Here is a 16,182-nt window from a genome sequence, read left to right on the forward strand (position 1 = left end):
TGATCGTCACGGCGCTGTCATGCCCGCCTGCTAGGTTGCTGGTCCCGTCTCGCGGCGATAAAGGAAAGCCAAACGGTGTACCCAGGCACAACCCGCAAGTCATTCATGCTGCGCTCCGCCAACATGCGCAGCGACGACTTCGCCGCGCTGTTCACCCAGCTGCACGGCAACCTCTACAGCGACCTGCCACGCCTGGCGCAGGACATCGTCATCAGCGGTGTCTACGGCCGCTATGAAGGCATGAGCGTGCGGCGCATGCGGTACCAGGGCGACTTCACGTTCGTGCTGCCCACCCCGCAGGATGAAATCACCTTCGTGCTGCCCACGGCCGGCAAGATCATTTTCGATCACCGCGGCGAGTCGATTGGTGGTGCCCAGGTGGGGCTGGCCGTCGACAAGCAGGAGCTGCGCTCCATGCGCTTTGCCGAGGGCCATGCCCAGTGCGGCATGTCGCTGCGCCGTGGGTTGTTCGTGGAGCGGCTGGTGGCGTTGCTGGAGCGGCCATTGGCAGAGCCGGTGCGGTTTGCCCCGGTGGTGGACCTCAGGTTGCCGGCCTTCCAGGGCATCCGCGCGTTGCTCGAAATGGCCACCGGCAACGCGTTCGATCAGCTGCTCAACAGCGGTTTGCTGATGCCCCAGCGCTTGCAGGACATGCTGGTGGATGCGCTGCTCGAAGCCTGGCCGCACAACTACAGCGAGGCGCTGCGCAGGCCCACGCCATCGCTTGCGCCGCGCCATGTGAAGCTGGCGATGGGGTATATCCGCGAGCATCCTGCCAGCCCTGTCAGTGGCACTGAGCTGGCGGCGTTGGCCAATGTCAGCTTGCGCGCGCTGCAGGAAGGGTTTCGGCGTTTTGCCGGTACTTCGATCGTCGGCTTTCAGCGCCAGGTGCGCCTTGAACAGGCGCGCAAGGTGCTGGCAAGCGAGGTGGGTGGGTCGGTGGCGGAGGTGGCCTTGCAGCATGGCTTCAGCAATGCCGGGCGGTTCACCCAGTATTTCCAGCAGGCCTTCGGGGTGAGCCCGGCGCAGGTCAGGCGTGGGCTGAGCTAGGGCGAACTCACTCATTCTTGTAGGAGCACGCGATTGCCGTGGGAGCGGGCTTGCCCCGCGAACACCGGCGCAGCCGGTGCCAACCACCGCGCTGCCTGCTTCGCGGGCAAGCCCGCTCCCACAGGAGTTAGGCCCGGCTTCACTTATTCTTGTAGGAGCACGCGATTGCCGTGGGAGCGGGCTTGCCCCGCGAACACCGGCGCAGCCGGTGCCAGCCACCGCGCTGCCTGCTTCGCGGGCAAGCCCGCTCCCACAGGAGAGTTAGGCCCGGCTTCACTCATTCTTGTAGGAGCACGCGATTGCCGTGGGAGCGGGCTTGCCCCGCGAACACCGGCAAAGCCGGTGCCAGCCACCGCGCTGCCTGCTTCGCGGGACAAGCCCGCTCCCACAGGAGTTAGGCCCGGGTTCACTCATTGTTGTGGGTGCACGCGATTGCTGTGGGAGCGGGCTTGCCCGCGAACACCGGCGCAGCCGGTGCCAGCCACCGCGCTGCCTGCTTCGCGGGCAAGCCCGCTCCCACAGGAGAGTTAGGCCCGGCTTCACTCATTTTTGTGGGCATGCGATTGCTGTGGGAGCGGGCTTGCCCGCGAACACCGGCGCAGCCGGTGCCAGCCACCGCGCTGCCTGCTTCGCGGGACAAGCCCGCTCCCACAGGAGAGTTGGGCCCGGATTCACTCATTTTTGTGGGCACGCGATTGCTGTGGGAGCGGGCTTGCCCCGCGAACACCGGCGCAGCCGGTGCCAGCCACCGCGCTGCCTGCTTCGCGGGACAAGCCCGCTCCCACAGGAGAGTTAGGCCCGGGTTCAGGCATTTTTGTGGGTGCACGCGATTGCTGTGGGAGCGGGCTTGCCCCGCGAACACCGGCGCAGCCGGTGCCAGCCACCGCGCTGCCTGCTTCGCGGGCAAGCCCGCTCCCACAGGAGTCGGGCCAGCGTGCAGAAGGTGCAGTTACACTCAGAAGGCGTAGCTGGCCTTGAGGCTGCCGCTCACGCCATGGCTATCGCCACCGCTCAATGCCGCCACTTCCGCGCCGACACTCAGCGCGCCGAGGTTGGCCATCAGGTTCACGCCGGCATTGAACTGGTCGCGGTTGTCGAAGGCGGCGCGTTGTTCGATATCCAGCCCCAGCAGGTGGCCTTCGCTGTCGACCTGGTGGTCGCCCAGGGCGTGGTCGTAGCCCACTTCGATGCCCGGCACCAGTTGCCAGCTACCCATGGGAATCGCGGCGAAGGATGCCTTGAGGTTGGTGAAGGCACTGCGCCGGGTTTCTTTCAGGTCGTCCACTTGCAGCGCCAACTCGCTGCCTTTTTCGGTGAACCCGGAAAGGTCGACGCGGCTGACACGCACGCCCAGGCTCGGCTCCAGCACCAGGGCGCTGGTATTCATGCGATAGCCCAGCGCCAGGCTGCCGCCGGCCAGGGTGCCGTGGCTGTCGCCCTTGGCCGTGCCCAGGCCGCCGCCGAGCTCGCGCTTGCTGCTGTAGTCGAGGTAGCCGGCGCTGGCGTTGGCGTCGATGAACAGGCCTTGCTCCAGGCTGCCCGGGGCGAAGCGCGCACCCAGGCGCAGGAAGGTCAGGTCGGTGTCGGCCTCGCCGCCGGCACCGCCGACGTTGCCCTGGCTGTAGCCGACGCCGGCATGGGCGCTGAGCTGTTCGGAGAAGCGCTGGGTCATGCCGATCATCAGGCCTTGGCTGTGCTCGTTGCTGCTGGCGGCGTGGGCCGAGCCGTCGGTGCCCAGGTAGCCGGCCAGTGCGGTGCTCCACAGGCGCGACTGGCCGACCTTGAGGTCGCTGCCATCGGCAAACGGCGCCGCTGCGCGGTCGATCATGCTCGCCTGGCGCAGCAGGAAGCTGGCGGCGTCGGCGTGCACCTGGCCGCCGACGGTGGCCTCGACGCCGCCCAGGGTGCCGGCGTCGATGGCCGATTGCAGGTAGTAGTTGTAGGCGCTGTAGGTGCCGGACAGCGCGCTGTCCTGCAACTGGCCAAGCAGGCGCGCACCGGCAGCGGCGTTGCCCTGCAGGCCGGCCTCGCCGGGCAAAGTGTTGTAGCGCACCATCTTGCCGCGCAGCACGTAGATGGTTTCCTGGCTCAGGCCCAGGCCCTGCTTCAGGTAGTTGTCCATGCTGCCGTACTCGGCGGTCACCTGGTCCAGGCCCGCCTGCAGGTAGCTGGCGTCGACACCGATCAACGGCGCGTAGATGGCGGCCATGCTCGGCGGCATGTGCGCCAGGGTCGCGGCCATGCGGGCGGCGGTGTAGTCGTTGGTGGCCAGGTAGTTTTGCATGATCGTGGCGTCATCGACCCCGGCGATGCTCTGCAGCACCGCCGCCGTCCAGCCGGTGCGGTCCTTGCCGGCGGTGCAGTGGAACACCGCCGCGCCGTCGGCGCTGGCCAGTTCGTTGAACAGCTGGGTGAATTGCCCGCGCATGCCGGCGTCGCTGACGAAGGCGCGGTTGGTTTCTTCCATCATGGCCCGCGCCTGGGCGGCGCTGGTGAACGCCATGTCGGTGATGTTCGCGCCCGAGGTGGTGCTGCCGATGATGTCGATGTTGGTGTAGCGGGCACCGGCCGGCAGGGTGTCGGGCGTGGCGGCGATTTCGCTGGGGGTGCGCAGGTCGAACACATCGCTGATGCCCAGGCCGTTGAGCACAGCCAGGTCGCCGGCAGTCGGGGTGAGGGCGTTGGAGCGGTAGAACACCCCACCGCGCATCACGCCGTCGTGGCTTGTGTGGTAGGCGGTGGTGGTGCCGGCCACATCGCGGAAGTTGTCCATGCCGGCCAGGCGCGGGGTGTTGAGGGTATCTGCGGCGTGGGCGGCGGAGACGGCGAGGGTGAGCAGGGGCAGGGAAAAGAGCAGACGTTGCGACACGGAATTGGCCTCGAGAGGGGAGTGGGTGTGGCTACTCTCGCCAGGCTAGATGAAACTTAATGTTACTAAGCGAGACCCCATGGCAAAGCCTGCGCGATGTGTCCGGGGCGTGCGTGATCTGTCTGCAAATGGCCGCAATTACTTGAAGAATTGGCTCGGGGTGATGCCGAACTGGCGTTTGAACATGCTGGCGAACGCGCTGGGGCTGTCATAGCCCAGGGTGCCGGCCACATCGATGATGCGCTCGCCCAGGGCGATGCGTTCCAGTGCCTGCATCAGCCGCGCCTGCTGGCGCCACTGGCCGAAGGTCATGCCGGTTTCCTTGCGGAACAGGCGCTGGATGGTCTTTTCGTCGATGCCCAGGTGCAGGCCCCAGTCGGCCACCGTGGAGGGGTCGTGCGGCCTGTGCTGCAGCGCCGTGCAGATTGCTTGCAGGCGCGGGTCGCTGGGCTGCAGCAGCTTCAGCGGCAGGGTCGGCAGCACGCTGATTTCATCGAGGATCAGGCGCATGATGCGCGCCTCGCGCGAGTCTTCGACGAAAGGCCCGGTGAAGTCCACCGAGGCCTTGATCAGTTCGCTGAGCAACGCCGAGATGCTGATGGCCTTGCTCTGGCGCGGCAATTGCGCGGCCGCGTCGGGGCGCACGAACACGCTGCGCATCTTCACATCGCCAACGCAGCGGATGGCGTGCACCTGGCCGCAGGGCATCCAGATGCCGCGGCTCGGTGGCACGGTCCAGCGCTCGGCCTGGGACTCGACGATCATCAGGCCCTTGATGGCATAGATCAGCTGGTGCTTGGCATGCGAGTGCGGCGCGATGTACCAGTCCGGCGGGTAGTCGGTGGCGCGGCTGCCCACTTCCCAGGACCATTCATCCACCTCCACCAGCATGTCTTTCAAGGGCTTGACCATGGTGCTCCCGTAGCGCCGCAATACTGCGCCGGCATCTTAGCAGCAGGTGGCCGGCCGCGCCTTGGAGCGGGTCGCCGGCAACAGTGCGGTGGCCAGCCCGAGCAGCGGCAGGAAGGCGATCGCCTGGTACACCCACTCGATGCCGTGGCGGTCGGCCAGCTCGCCGAGCCCGGCGGCGCCGATGCCGCTGATGCCGAACATCAGGCCGAACATCACCCCCGAGACCATGCCGACCCGGCCCGGCACCGCCTCCTGGGCATACACCACCAGGGCGGCGAACGCCGAGGACATGACCAGGCCGATGAGCACCGCCAGCACCGCCGTCCAGGCCAGGTTGGCGTGGGGCAGGGCGAGGGCGAAGGGCGCCACGCCCAGGAACGACACCCAGATCACCGCCTTGCGCCCGATGCGGTCGCCCACTGGCCCGCCGGCGAAGGTGCCCAGGGCCACGGCGGCGAGAAACACGAACAGGTACAGCTGGCTTTGCTGCACGCTCAGGCCGAAGTGCTCGATCAGGTAGAAGGTGAAGTAGTTGGTGAACGAGGCGATGTAGACGAACTTGGCGAACATCAGCACCGCGATCACTCCCACTGCGCGCCACATGGCGCCCTTGGACAGCCCCGGGGCCTGCTGGCCGGCGAAGGTCTTGAGCCGGGTCTGGCCGTGGCGCACGGTCCAGCCGGTGACCCGCAGCAGCACGCACACCGCCAATGCGGCGGCGAGCATGAACCAGGCGATGGCCGACTGGCCGTGGGGGATGATGATGGCGGCGGTCAGCAGCGGGCCGATCGCAGAACCGGTGTTGCCGCCCACCTGGAAGGTCGATTGCGCGGTGCCGAAGCGCCCGCCGGAGGCCATCCGCGCCACCCGCGAGGCCTCGGGGTGGAAGGTGGCCGAGCCGACGCCGACCACCGCCGCGGCCACCAGCAGCATGCTGTAGCTGTCGGCGAAGGCGAGCAGGGCGATGCCGACCAGGGTGACCAGCATGCCGGCGGGCAGCAGGTAGGGTTGTGGGTGCTTGTCGGTGTACATGCCCACCCAGGGTTGCAGCAGCGAGGCGGTGACCTGGTAGACCATCGCGATCCAGCCGATCTGGGCGAAGCTCAGCGAGAAGTCGCTCTTGAGCATCGGGTAGATCGAAGGCAGCACGGCCTGGATCAGGTCGTTGAGCAGGTGGGCAAAGGCGGCGGCACCGACGATGCTGACCAGAAAGCCCTGGGGCTGGTCGGTGGCTGTGGAGGGCGAGGCCAAGGTGGCGGCTGGAGTCGTCATGGGCGAGGCTCTTTTTCGAGTGATGGCAAGGCATTGCGGCTGGAGGATAGCCAGCGCTGCTTTTGTCTGTCTCACGTCGAACAGGCACCCACTAGCGCGTTTCGGACATCGGGGTATGGTGTGGCCCTATCGCCGGCAAGCCGGCTCCCACAGGTGCTGCGCTGTGCTTGTGGGAGTCGGCTTGCCGGCGATAGGGCCGCACCTGCCTTGCAGATCGTAGCGGTACCGGCACCGGCTAGAGCGGCAAGCCTTTCCTGCCCATCCACTTGAGCAGTGCAGCGATCGGCACGCGGCGGTGCACTTCGTGACGCTGCAGTGCATTGCCGTTGCCATAGCGCTCGCGGTAGCGGCTGACGATCAGATCGCGACCATCATCCGACACCCGCGCCTCCAGTTCATGCAAAAGCGCTTGCTCTGCGCCACTCTCAAGGCGGCGGAACAGCAGCACTGGAGGCTGTAGTACGTCATTCATCGCGGTTCAGCTCCAGATAATGCGGTGGCCATTCAGGCTGGCGGTAAAGTTGTGCATGCAGGGGGGAGTGAAGTCCGGCACATGCTTGCAGCCATGGGTGGCTGGCGCCAGTGCCTGGGCGTCGACACTGCGGTTGAAGGCGAAGATGGCGCGGTTGGCCGGTTCGGCCGGGTCGCTGGTCTGGTAGGCGGTTTGCCCGTAGCCATTGGACGGTGGCCGCTGCAGGTAGCCTCCGGCCGCCAGGAGGGTCAAGGCAAGTACCGAGTTGCGGGCTGAAAACCAAGCAGAAAATGACAGAGGCATAAGGCTCATTCCAGGCAAGAACTGCTGCCAATGCTGCAGGTGATTGATTGCCCGCGAATGTCCGAAATATCTCCGCGTGGACACTTTATTGCGTTGTTGAAATATATGACGAATGCCTGAAGTTGGCTTTACAGTACGCCTTATTTACCTCTGTTCGCGGTGCCCGGCGTGAGTCATTTGCTGATTGTCGACGATGATGTCGAAGTGCTCGATCTGTTACAGAAATTCCTCCGCCAACACGGCTATGACGTCGATGTGGCCGCCGATGGCGACGGGCTTTGGCAGGCGCTGGAGCGGCGCGTGCCGGACCTGGTCATTCTCGATGTGATGCTGCCCGGCGACAGTGGCCTGGTGCTGTGCCAGCGCCTGCGCGCCGAATACCAGGTGGCGGTGATCATGCTGACCGCCATGGGCGAGTTGAGCGATCGGGTGGTGGGCCTGGAGCTTGGCGCGGATGACTACCTGACCAAACCCTTCGCCGCCCGCGAGCTGCTGGCCAGGGTACGCGCCGTGCTGCGCCGGGCGGGCGAAACGGCGCCCGGGCCTGTGGGCAACCCACGTACTGTGCTTGAGTTTTCCGGCTGGCAGCTGGATGTGCTGCGGCGCGAACTGCGCTCGCCGGAGAACGTGATGATCCCCTTGTCCAACGGCGAGTTCGAGCTGTTGCTGGTGTTCGCCGAGCACCCTCGGCGGGTGCTCAGCCGCCAGCAGCTGCTGGACCTGGCCCGGGGCGAGGCGCACGAGGCGTATGACCGCAGCATCGATGTGCAGGTGAGCCGGCTGCGCCGCAAGCTTGAAACCGATGGCGGCAGCGAGCCGTTGATCCGCACCTTGCGCAATGCCGGCTACCTGTTCACTGCCAACGTGAACAAGCGATGAGCTGGCTGGCCTGGGCGCGCAAGGCCTTGCCGCGGCCACGCATCACCATCGCCCGCTGGATCGCCCTGACCACCTTGGCGGCGATGCTCAGCCTGCTGTTGCTCAAGGGCTTGTTCAGCCTGCTGCTGAGCGTGTGGGCGCAGCCGCCGTTGCTCGAAAGCGGGCTGATCGAAAAGATCGCCACCGTGACGCGTATGGTCGATGCAGCGCCGGTGGCGCAGCGTTCGACCATCGCCCGTGCCGCGGGCGATGCGTCGTACAGCGTGCAGTGGCTGCGCCAGCGTGAGGAATCTGGCTTGCCCGTGCGGGTCGAAAAGGACTTTCACAAAGGCGCGACCATGCTGCGCGCCCTGTTGAACCGCCAGCAGGTGCAGATCGAGGTGTTCGGCCCTGCGGACTTCCCCGCCCAGGCCACGCCACGCGGTTATGCCCTGCTGATCCAGCTTGCAGACGCTTCGTGGATACAGTTTCACGTGCTCGACCGCAGCTGGGGGCTGGATGAGCTGCCGCGCAACCTGATCATCCTGACCCTGATGCTGATCTCCAGCCTGGCGGTGGCCTGGTTCGCCGCGCGTTACCTGGCCGACCCGCTGGAGCGCTTCGCCCAAGGCGCACGGCGCTTCGGCAAGGACTTCAACGCCCCGCCGATCCCGGTGGTCGGCCCCCACGACCTGCGCCAGGCCATCCTTGCGTTCAACGCCACCCAGGCCCAGCTCAAGCATTTCATCGACGACCGCACGCAAATGCTGGCGGCGATCTCCCACGACCTGCGCGCGCCGCTCACGCGCATGCGCCTGCGCGGCGAATTCATCGAAGACGCCGAACTGCAGGCGAAGATGTTCAAGGACGTGGACGAGATGCAGGCGATGGTCGACGCTGCGCTGCAGTTCTTTCGCGATGATGCGCGGCTGGAGCCGGTGACGGCGTTCGACCTGGGCGGGCTACTGCTCACGGCCATCGACGATTTCAAGGATGCGGGGGTGGATGTGGGCTACAGCGGGCCGCAGCGCTGCGTCTATGTCGGCCGGCCAATCGGCATCAAGCGGGTGGTGGTGAACCTGCTCGACAACGCGGCCAAGTACGGCCGCGAGCCTGCGCTGCAGCTCACGGTAGAGGCCGAGCAGATCGTCATTCGTGTGCTCGACCGCGGCCCGGGCATCGCCGAGCACCTGCAGGCGCGGGTGTTCGAGCCGTATTTTCGCATCGAAGGCTCGCGCAACAAGGACACCGGTGGCGTGGGCCTGGGCCTGCCGGCGGCACGCGCCATCGTGCTCGAACAGGGCGGCAGCATGACCCTGGCCAACCGCCCGGTGGGCGGGCTCGAGGTCAAGGTCACGCTGCCTGTCGGCTGATGCCGGTCAGAGGCCCAGGTCGCTGAGCCCGGGGTGTTCGTCCGGGCGCCGGCCCAGGGGCCAGCGGAACTTGCGCTCGGCCTCGGCGATCGGGTGCTCGTTGATGCTCGAATGGCGATGCTGCATCAGGCCATCGTCGGCAAACTCCCAGTTCTCGTTGCCATAGGCACGGAACCACTGGCCGCTGTCGTCGTGGTACTCGTAGGCGTAGCGCACGGCGATGCGGTTGCCGGTGAACGCCCACAGCTCCTTGATCAGGCGGTATTCCAGCTCGTGGTTCCACTTGCGCTGCAAAAAAGCCTCCACCTGCGCACGGCCCCGTGGAAACTCCACGCGGTTGCGCCACACGGTATCGGCGGTGTAGGCAAGTGCCACCTTGGCGGCATCGCGGCTGTTCCAGCCGTCTTCGGCCAGGCGGACCTTTTCGATGGCGCTTTCGCGGGTGAAGGGGGGCAGTGGGGGGCGGGACATCGGACTACTCCTGCGGTTGAAATCTCACGTAGGAGCGTAGTACTGGGCTGTCGTGAAGGAGAATAGGTGCCCGTGGCATTTCATAATTGCGGGCAATGCAACGATATTGGCGTTTCTCGGCGCCCCGGCTAGTGTCAAGGAATTGTCCCGCGAGGCGCGAAGCATGAACAGGACGTCCAGCGCAGCGATCGGCCTGCTGATCGCAAGCCTTGCCGCATCGGCGGCGGAGAGTGAGCGAGAAGGGGATTACTGGTACGTGCAGACCAGCGCCTACACCCGGCACTGGAGCCATGACCCCGAGCACAACAACCACCAGGAGCTGATCGGCATCGAGCGGGTGTACACCGATGGGCTGCTGTGGGGCGCGGCGACCTTCAAGAACTCGTTCTACCAGCGCTCCTACTACGGCTACCTGGGCAAGGTCTGGGAAAATCCGCAGTATCCCGTTTACGCCAAGTTGAGCGCCGGGTTGATCGAGGGTTACAAGGGCGAATACGACGACAAGATCCCGCTCAACCACTTTGGCGTTGCGCCCGTGATCATTCCATCGTTTGGTGCCCATTGGGGGCCGTTGGGGGCGGAGTTCGTGGTATTGGGTGCCGCCGCGGGGATGGTCAACGTGGGGTTGAGGTTCTGAGGCTGCAGGGCAGCCTCAGTGCGTTGTGCCTCAGGCCGCGTTGGGCAGGGCCTTGTCGGCCACCTTGCCGCGCCCGCCCAGCCACACCAGCAGCAGGCCGGCTGCGGCCAGCACGCCGCCGGCCATCGGCACCGCCGCATAGCCCAGGTTCAGGCTGATCACGCCGCCCCCCAGGGCCGCACCCAGGGCGTTGCCCAGGTTGAACGCGCCGACGTTGATCGACGAGGCCAGGCCCGGCGCCTCGGCGGCGGCGGTCATCACCCGCATCTGCAGTGGCGGCACCACGGCGAAGGTGAACACGCCCCACACCAGCAGGGCGATGGCCGCGCCGATGTGGCTGCCGAGCACCAGCGGCATCAGCAGCATGATCAGCGCCAGGGTGCCGAGGAAAATGCGCGCGGCGCCGTCCAGCGACCAGTCCGCCAGGCGCCCACCGAGGCTGTTGCCCAGGGTGAAGCCGACTCCGATCAGCACCAGGCCAAGGGTGACGAAGCTGTCCGAAGCCCCCGTCAACTCGGCCAATACCGGTGCCACGTAGGTATACAGGGTGAACATGGCCCCGGCGCCGAGCACGGTAGTGGCCATCGCCAGCAGCACGTTGGGCCGGGCGATCACCGCCAGCTCCTTGCGCACCTGCGGCACGCTGCCGCGCTCACCCTTGGGCAGGGCGTACCACAGCGCAGCCATGGCCAGCAGGCCGAGCACCGCGGTGCCGGCGAAGGCCATGCGCCAGCCGACCTGCTGGCCGACCCAGGTGGCCGCCGGCACGCCGCCGATGTTGGCGATGGTCAGGCCCATGAACATGGTCGCCACGGCGCTGGCCTGCTTGTCCTTGGGTACCACGCTGGCCGCCACCACCGCGCCCAGGCCGAAGAAGGCGCCGTGGTTGAGGCTGGTGACCAGGCGCGAGGCGAGCAGGGTGTAGTAGTCCGGCGACAGCGCCGACAACAGGTTGCCAAGGGTGAAGATGGCCATCAGCGCCATCAGCGCGGCGCGCTTGCCGAAGCGGCTGAACAGCAGGGTCATGATCGGCGCGCCGACCATCACGCCGACGGCATAGGCGGTGATCAGCATGCCGGCGCTGGGGATGCTCACATCCACGCCTTGGGCGATCACCGGCAACAGGCCCATCGGGGTGAACTCGGTGGTGCCGATGCCGAAGGCACCGATGGCCAGGGCGAAGAGGACCCGTTTGGGAGAAAGCGTGCTCATCAGGAGCTCCGGTTTAAAGGTGAAGGGGGGCTGCCGTGCAGGCTGGGCCAATCAGTCCCAGGCTGGGGCGAGATTGGCCGGGCTGACTTCCCGCCCGTTGCGCTCCAGGGTGGCGATCTGCGCCATGTCCTCGGCGTCCAGGCGCAGGCTTTGGGCAAGCAGGTTGCTGGCCAGGTTCTCGCGCTTGGTCGAGGACGGGATCACCGCGTAGCCCAGCTGCAGGGCCCAGGCCAGTGCCACCTGGGCGACGGTCGCCTTGTGCTTGCTGGCGATGGCGGTGAGCACCGGGTCGTTGAGCACCTTGCCGTAGGCCAGGGTCATGTAGGAGGTCACGGTGATGCCCTGTTCCTCAAGGAACGCCGCCAGTTTGCGGTTTTGCAGATAGGGGCTGAGCTCGACCTGGTTGGTGGCGATTTCCCCTTTGCCGACCACCTCGATCGCTTGCCGGGTCAGGTCGATGTTGAAGTTGGAAACACCGATCTGGCGGGCCAGGCCCAGTTGCTTGGCTTGCGCCAGCGCGGTCATGTATTCGCGCAGTTCGACGCCATTGCCCGGTGCCGGCCAGTGGATCAGCAGCAGGTCGACGTGGTCGGTACGCAGCTTGGCCAGGCTCTCGCGCAGGCTCGGCACCAGCTTGTCGGCGGCGTAGTTCTCGACCCAGATCTTGGTGGTGATGAACAGCTCGCTGCGCGGCACGCCGCTTTCGGCGATGGCCTGGCCGACTTCGCCTTCGTTCTTGTAGATCTGGGCAGTGTCGATGACCCGGTAGCCCAGTTCCAGGGCGGCCTTGACCGAATCGATGACGGTTTGGCCGGTGAGGCGGAAGGTGCCCAGGCCGAAGGATGGAATGCTCATGTGGTGCTCCTGCTGAAGTGATCGAGAGAACTAGAGCTTAGTTGCTCGGGTTCCAGACTCGTTGGCATGGGCAGCAGTGTGCGGGTTTCGTGGTGATTGATTAAGGCGGGGCGGGGCCAAGGTCTTTTGACCTGAAATCACGAGTCAATGCCTGGCTCGTGATTTCAGGCGGGTAATGAAGGTCAGGCCGCGATCTGCCCCGGCACCGACTGCAACAGCCACAGGTGGCGCTGGCCTTCGAGCTGGGCTTCCAGAGTCGACGCCGCGCCGGTGCGGCGTGCGGCTTGGTCCTGGCCGAGCAGCTTTTCGAGCATGTTCAGCAGGTTGCGCGATTGGTCCGCCGAGGCGCGCTGAGTCTCATCCGACTTCAGCACCCCATCCTGATAGGTGCGCACACGCTCGTTCTGGCTGGCTTCCTGGGTAGCGCTGGCTTCCACCAAGGTGTTGTTGGCAAACGCCAGGCGCGTGCTGCTGCGCGAAACGTCCTCGACTTCGTGGTAGCGGTAGTTCTGCGATTTGCTGTCGCCGGTCAGGATCAGATCCACCAGCGGGTTGAGGCCCTTGTGCCAGGCGGCCTTGAGGCTGGCCTGCTGGTCCTGCTGCAGCTCCAGGTTGGCGGCATTGCCTTTGCGGCTGGTGGACTGCGAGACCTTGTAGTCGAAGTGGTCGGCTTCTTCAGGGCGCATCGGGTTGCTCTTGCCGACGGCCTGGGTGATCGAGGCATCGAAGTCGGCCAGGCCGCTCAACAGCGTGCGGCTGACCTTGTTCAGCGCCGTGTCATGGTTGGCCGGGCGAGTGCTGGTGTCGTCCACGCTGTTGAGTTGGCTGAAGGCATCCTTGAACAGGGTCATCAGCTGCGCATCGCCCTGGCCGCGTTTCTGCGCGGTATCGAACTGGGTCAGGTAATTGGCCACCGCGGCCTGGCGCTGCGCCTGGCTGCCCAGCAGGGTACCGCCCTGGGTGTCGAGGTTCATCTTCACTTCGCCGCTGGCGCCCTTGAGCGACAGGCTGCGGGTGCTTTCGCCCAGGTTCAGGTCGAAGGTCTGCTGCACGCCGCTGGCGGTGTCCAGCTTGGCATTGAGCTGCAGGCCGGTGAACAGGCTTGGGTCGAGCTTGACCAGCGCCCCCAGTTGCAGCAGAGGGGGGTCGCGGGTCAGGCCGTTGATGGTGGACTGGAAGCTGTCGGCCAAGGCTGCCAGGCCTTTGAGCTCTTCATCGGTCAAGCTGCCGCCCTGCACATCGGCGTCCACCGCAAGGCCTGCTTCGCTGCTGTACAGGCCCAGGGAAATGGTGGCCCCCGAGGCGCTGGTGAGCTGGAAGGTCACGGTATTGGTCGCATGTTCACGCAACCGGGCCTGCTGCATGCCCAGCAGCAAGGGGTCGGTCCCTGTGCTGTCGTTGACCGCCAGCCCCGACTGGGAAATCCGCTGGCCGCCGTTGGCTGCCAACTGCTCGAGCAGGGCGGCGCCTAGCCCCTGGAAGCGGGCGGCAGGGGAGGAAGACTGGATTGCGGTGTGCATGTACATGCTGAGCTTGTCGAGGCCGCTCTTTTCCCACACGTATTGGCCCTGCGGCTCTTGCAGCGTGCCTTTGGCGGTGTAGGTCTGGGCGTCGATGCTGGAGGTCTGCTGGCCAAGGCTGACCACGGTGCTGGGGCGCACGGTCTGTGCCTGGGGCAGGCTGGTGCTCGCGACCTGGGGGGCGCGTGGGGCGAATTGAACGACGGGTGTCAGGCGTACCGCAGAAGTAATGGTGGTCATCGCCAGCATCCTTACTGATCATCAAGGGTAAACCTTGATATCGGCAGGCCAGCAGTAAACCTGAGTGCGCACGTGAAATGCACATGGCCCACCGGTGGGTGGGCCATGCAGGGGGACGATCAGCGGCGGCGGAACAGCGGCAGCGGTTCGTCGGTGGCGGCCTGGTAGGTCACCGAGAAGTCTTTCAGGCTTTGCAGGGCGTCTTCCGGGTCCTTGTCGGCACGGATGGCGAAGGCATCGAAACCGCAACGGGCCATGAAGAACAGCTGGTCGCGCAGCACGTCGCCGATGGCGCGAAGCTCGCCCTTGAACTGGTAGCGGTCACGCAGCAGGCGCGCGTTGGAGTAGTTGCGCCCGTCGGTGAAGGCCGGGAAGTTCAGGGCGATGACCTGGAAGTGCTGCACGTCGTCGCCGATTTCTTCCGCCTGCTCGTCGCTGTCCAGCCACACGCCCAGGCCGCCGTCGCGGGCCTTGAGCACGTGGGCATGGTCGCGCCACAGCTGCAGCGGGACGATGTAGTCGTCGCAGTTGGTCAGCTCGTCGAGGCTGGTGTCCTTGGGCAGCAGGTGCCAGGTTTCATCGACGATCTGGTTGTTCTTAATGATTCGCTGCATAGACGCGCTCCTTGAAGGGGTCGATGCCGATACGCTGGTAGGTGTCGATGAAACGCTCTTCCTCGGTACGTTGCTCGACGTACACGGCGATCAGCTTCTCGATCACATCGGCCATGGCGTCCTGGGCGAAGGATGGGCCGAGGATCTTGCCCAGGCTCGCGTCACGCGCGGCGTTGCCGCCCAGCGACACCTGGTAGAACTCTTCACCCTTCTTGTCCACGCCGAGGATGCCGATGTGGCCGACGTGGTGGTGGCCGCAGGCGTTCATGCAACCGGAGATGTTCAGGTCGATTTCGCCGATGTCGAACAGGTAGTCGAGGTCGTCGAAACGGCGCTGGATGGATTCGGCGATCGGGATCGACTTGGCGTTGGCCAGCGAGCAGTAGTCACCGCCCGGGCAGCAGATGATGTCGGTCAGCAGGCCGATGTTCGGCGTGGCGAAACCGCCTTCGCGCAGCTCCAGCCACAGCGCGTGCAGCTGGCGCTGCTCGACATCGGCGAGGATGATGTTCTGCTCGTGGGAGGTACGCAGGAAGCCGAAGCTGTAGCGCTCGGCCAGGTCCGCCACGGCGTCCAGCTGCTTGTCGGTCAGGTCGCCCGGGGCAACGCCGGTGGGCTTGAGCGACAGGGTCACGGCCACGTAGCCAGGGCGCTTGTGGGCGCGGGTGTTGCGCGAGCGCCAGCGGGCGAAGCCTGGGTTTTCAGCGTCCTGGGCACTGTAGTCGACGTTGTCGAGGGCCAGGTACTCTGGGTCGATGAAGTGGCGCGAAACACGCTGTACTTCGTCTTCGGTCAGGGTGGTGCTGCCGCCGCGCAGGTGGGCCATCTCGGCCTCGACCTTCTCGGCGAACACTTCCGGGGTCAGTGCCTTGACCAGGATCTTGATCCGCGCCTTGTACTTGTTGTCACGGCGACCGTAACGGTTGTACACGCGCAGGATGGCGTCCAGGTAGCTGATCAGGTCCTGCCAGGGCAGGAACTCGTTGATGAACGAGCCGACCACCGGAGTACGGCCCAGGCCGCCGCCGACCAGCACGCGGAAGCCCAGCTCGCCTGCGGCGTTGCGCACCGGCTCAAGGCCGATGTCGTGCACTTCGATGGCCGCGCGGTCTTCTTTGGAACCGTTGATGGCGATCTTGAACTTGCGCGGCAGGTAGGCGAATTCGGGGTGGAAGGTGGTCCACTGGCGGACGATCTCGCACCACGGGCGTGGGTCGATGATCTCATCTGCGGCAACCCCGGCGAACTGGTCGGTGGTGGTGTTGCGCAGGCAGTTGCCGCTGGTCTGAATCGCGTGCATCTGCACGGTGGCCAGTTCGGCGAGGATGTCCGGGATGTCTTCCAGGGCCGGCCAGTTGTACTGCACGTTCTGGCGGGTGGAAATGTGGGCGTAGCCTTTGTCGTAGTCGCGAGCGATCTTGGCCAGAGTGCGGACCTGGCGGGCGTTGAGCTGGCCATACGGCACGGCGACACGCAGCATCGGTGCGAAACGTTGGATATAGAGGCCGTTCTGCAGGCGCAGAG

Annotated in this window: 15 protein-coding genes; 4 read left to right on the top strand and 11 right to left on the bottom strand. The window is 65.9% G+C overall.

Annotated features, from left to right (window positions below; translation table 11 throughout):
• Window positions 1-105 precede the first annotated feature (105 nt).
• Window positions 106-1,050 (top strand): AraC family transcriptional regulator, encoded by a 945-nt coding sequence (locus tag B3E94_RS06970; protein WP_286912872.1) that lies wholly within the window; start codon window positions 106-108, stop codon window positions 1,048-1,050.
• A gap of 955 nt (window positions 1,051-2,005) precedes the next feature.
• Here the strand turns inward: B3E94_RS06970 and B3E94_RS06975 are convergent.
• From B3E94_RS06975 to B3E94_RS06995, 5 genes are all read right to left on the bottom strand, one after another.
• On the bottom strand, window positions 2,006-3,919 hold the full coding sequence (locus B3E94_RS06975) for a tyrosine-protein phosphatase (protein ID WP_286912873.1): 1,914 nt from the start codon (window positions 3,917-3,919) through the stop codon (window positions 2,006-2,008).
• Between the two features lie 138 nt (window positions 3,920-4,057).
• Window positions 4,058-4,831, bottom strand: coding sequence for an AraC family transcriptional regulator (locus B3E94_RS06980; RefSeq protein WP_176516729.1), 774 nt, complete (start codon window positions 4,829-4,831; stop codon window positions 4,058-4,060).
• Window positions 4,832-4,867: 36 nt separating this feature from the next.
• On the bottom strand, window positions 4,868-6,103 hold the full coding sequence (locus B3E94_RS06985) for an MFS transporter (protein WP_286912874.1): 1,236 nt from the start codon (window positions 6,101-6,103) through the stop codon (window positions 4,868-4,870).
• Window positions 6,104-6,338: 235 nt separating this feature from the next.
• Window positions 6,339-6,575 (bottom strand): hypothetical protein, encoded by a 237-nt coding sequence (locus B3E94_RS06990; protein ID WP_286912875.1) that lies wholly within the window; start codon window positions 6,573-6,575, stop codon window positions 6,339-6,341.
• Window positions 6,576-6,581: 6 nt separating this feature from the next.
• Window positions 6,582-6,827: an MlaA family lipoprotein gene (locus tag B3E94_RS06995; RefSeq protein ID WP_236193479.1), complete on the bottom strand. Its 246-nt coding sequence runs from the start codon at window positions 6,825-6,827 to the stop codon at window positions 6,582-6,584.
• A 219-nt stretch (window positions 6,828-7,046) separates the two neighbouring features.
• Here B3E94_RS06995 and B3E94_RS07000 point away from each other — a divergent pair, with 219 nt between their 5' ends.
• Together B3E94_RS07000 and B3E94_RS07005 are read left to right on the top strand one after the other, a co-directional pair.
• Window positions 7,047-7,757 carry a response regulator gene (locus B3E94_RS07000; protein ID WP_176516737.1) on the top strand — a complete coding sequence of 237 codons (711 nt, stop codon included), beginning with the start codon at window positions 7,047-7,049 and terminating at the stop codon, window positions 7,755-7,757.
• Complete coding sequence (locus tag B3E94_RS07005; RefSeq protein WP_286912876.1) at window positions 7,754-9,109, top strand: ATP-binding protein; 1,356 nt, start codon at window positions 7,754-7,756, stop codon at window positions 9,107-9,109. Before B3E94_RS07000 ends, B3E94_RS07005 begins: the two co-directional genes overlap by 4 nt.
• Window positions 9,110-9,115: 6 nt before the next feature.
• Here the strand turns inward: B3E94_RS07005 and B3E94_RS07010 are convergent, their stop codons facing one another.
• Entirely contained in the window at window positions 9,116-9,580 is a 465-nt protein-coding gene (locus tag B3E94_RS07010; RefSeq protein ID WP_286912878.1) for a nuclear transport factor 2 family protein, read from the bottom strand.
• A gap of 163 nt (window positions 9,581-9,743) precedes the next feature.
• Between B3E94_RS07010 and B3E94_RS07015 the strand changes: the two genes are divergently transcribed.
• Complete coding sequence (locus B3E94_RS07015) at window positions 9,744-10,217, top strand: sn-glycerol-3-phosphate transporter (RefSeq protein WP_286912879.1); 474 nt, start codon at window positions 9,744-9,746, stop codon at window positions 10,215-10,217.
• A gap of 30 nt (window positions 10,218-10,247) precedes the next feature.
• Here B3E94_RS07015 and B3E94_RS07020 read toward each other — a convergent pair whose 3' ends face one another.
• The 5 genes from B3E94_RS07020 to B3E94_RS07040 all read right to left on the bottom strand — a co-directional run.
• On the bottom strand, window positions 10,248-11,429 hold the full coding sequence (locus B3E94_RS07020) for an MFS transporter (RefSeq protein ID WP_176516747.1): 1,182 nt from the start codon (window positions 11,427-11,429) through the stop codon (window positions 10,248-10,250).
• Between the two features lie 51 nt (window positions 11,430-11,480).
• Window positions 11,481-12,284, bottom strand: a complete 804-nt coding sequence (gene dkgB, locus B3E94_RS07025) for a 2,5-didehydrogluconate reductase DkgB (protein WP_286912880.1) — start codon at window positions 12,282-12,284, stop codon at window positions 11,481-11,483.
• Between the two features lie 182 nt (window positions 12,285-12,466).
• Window positions 12,467-14,044: a hypothetical protein gene (locus B3E94_RS07030; protein ID WP_286912881.1), complete on the bottom strand. Its 1,578-nt coding sequence runs from the start codon at window positions 14,042-14,044 to the stop codon at window positions 12,467-12,469.
• Between the two features lie 119 nt (window positions 14,045-14,163).
• On the bottom strand, window positions 14,164-14,658 hold the full coding sequence (locus B3E94_RS07035; RefSeq protein WP_286912882.1) for a DUF934 domain-containing protein: 495 nt from the start codon (window positions 14,656-14,658) through the stop codon (window positions 14,164-14,166).
• Window positions 14,642-16,182 (bottom strand): nitrite/sulfite reductase (locus B3E94_RS07040; protein WP_286912883.1); only part of this gene is annotated, 1,541 nt, incomplete at its 5' end. The genes B3E94_RS07035 and B3E94_RS07040, both read right to left, overlap by 17 nt.

It is taken from the genome of Pseudomonas sp. UBA6315, from assembly GCF_002438125.1.
Taxonomy (GTDB): Bacteria; Pseudomonadota; Gammaproteobacteria; order Pseudomonadales; family Pseudomonadaceae; genus Aquipseudomonas; species Aquipseudomonas faucium.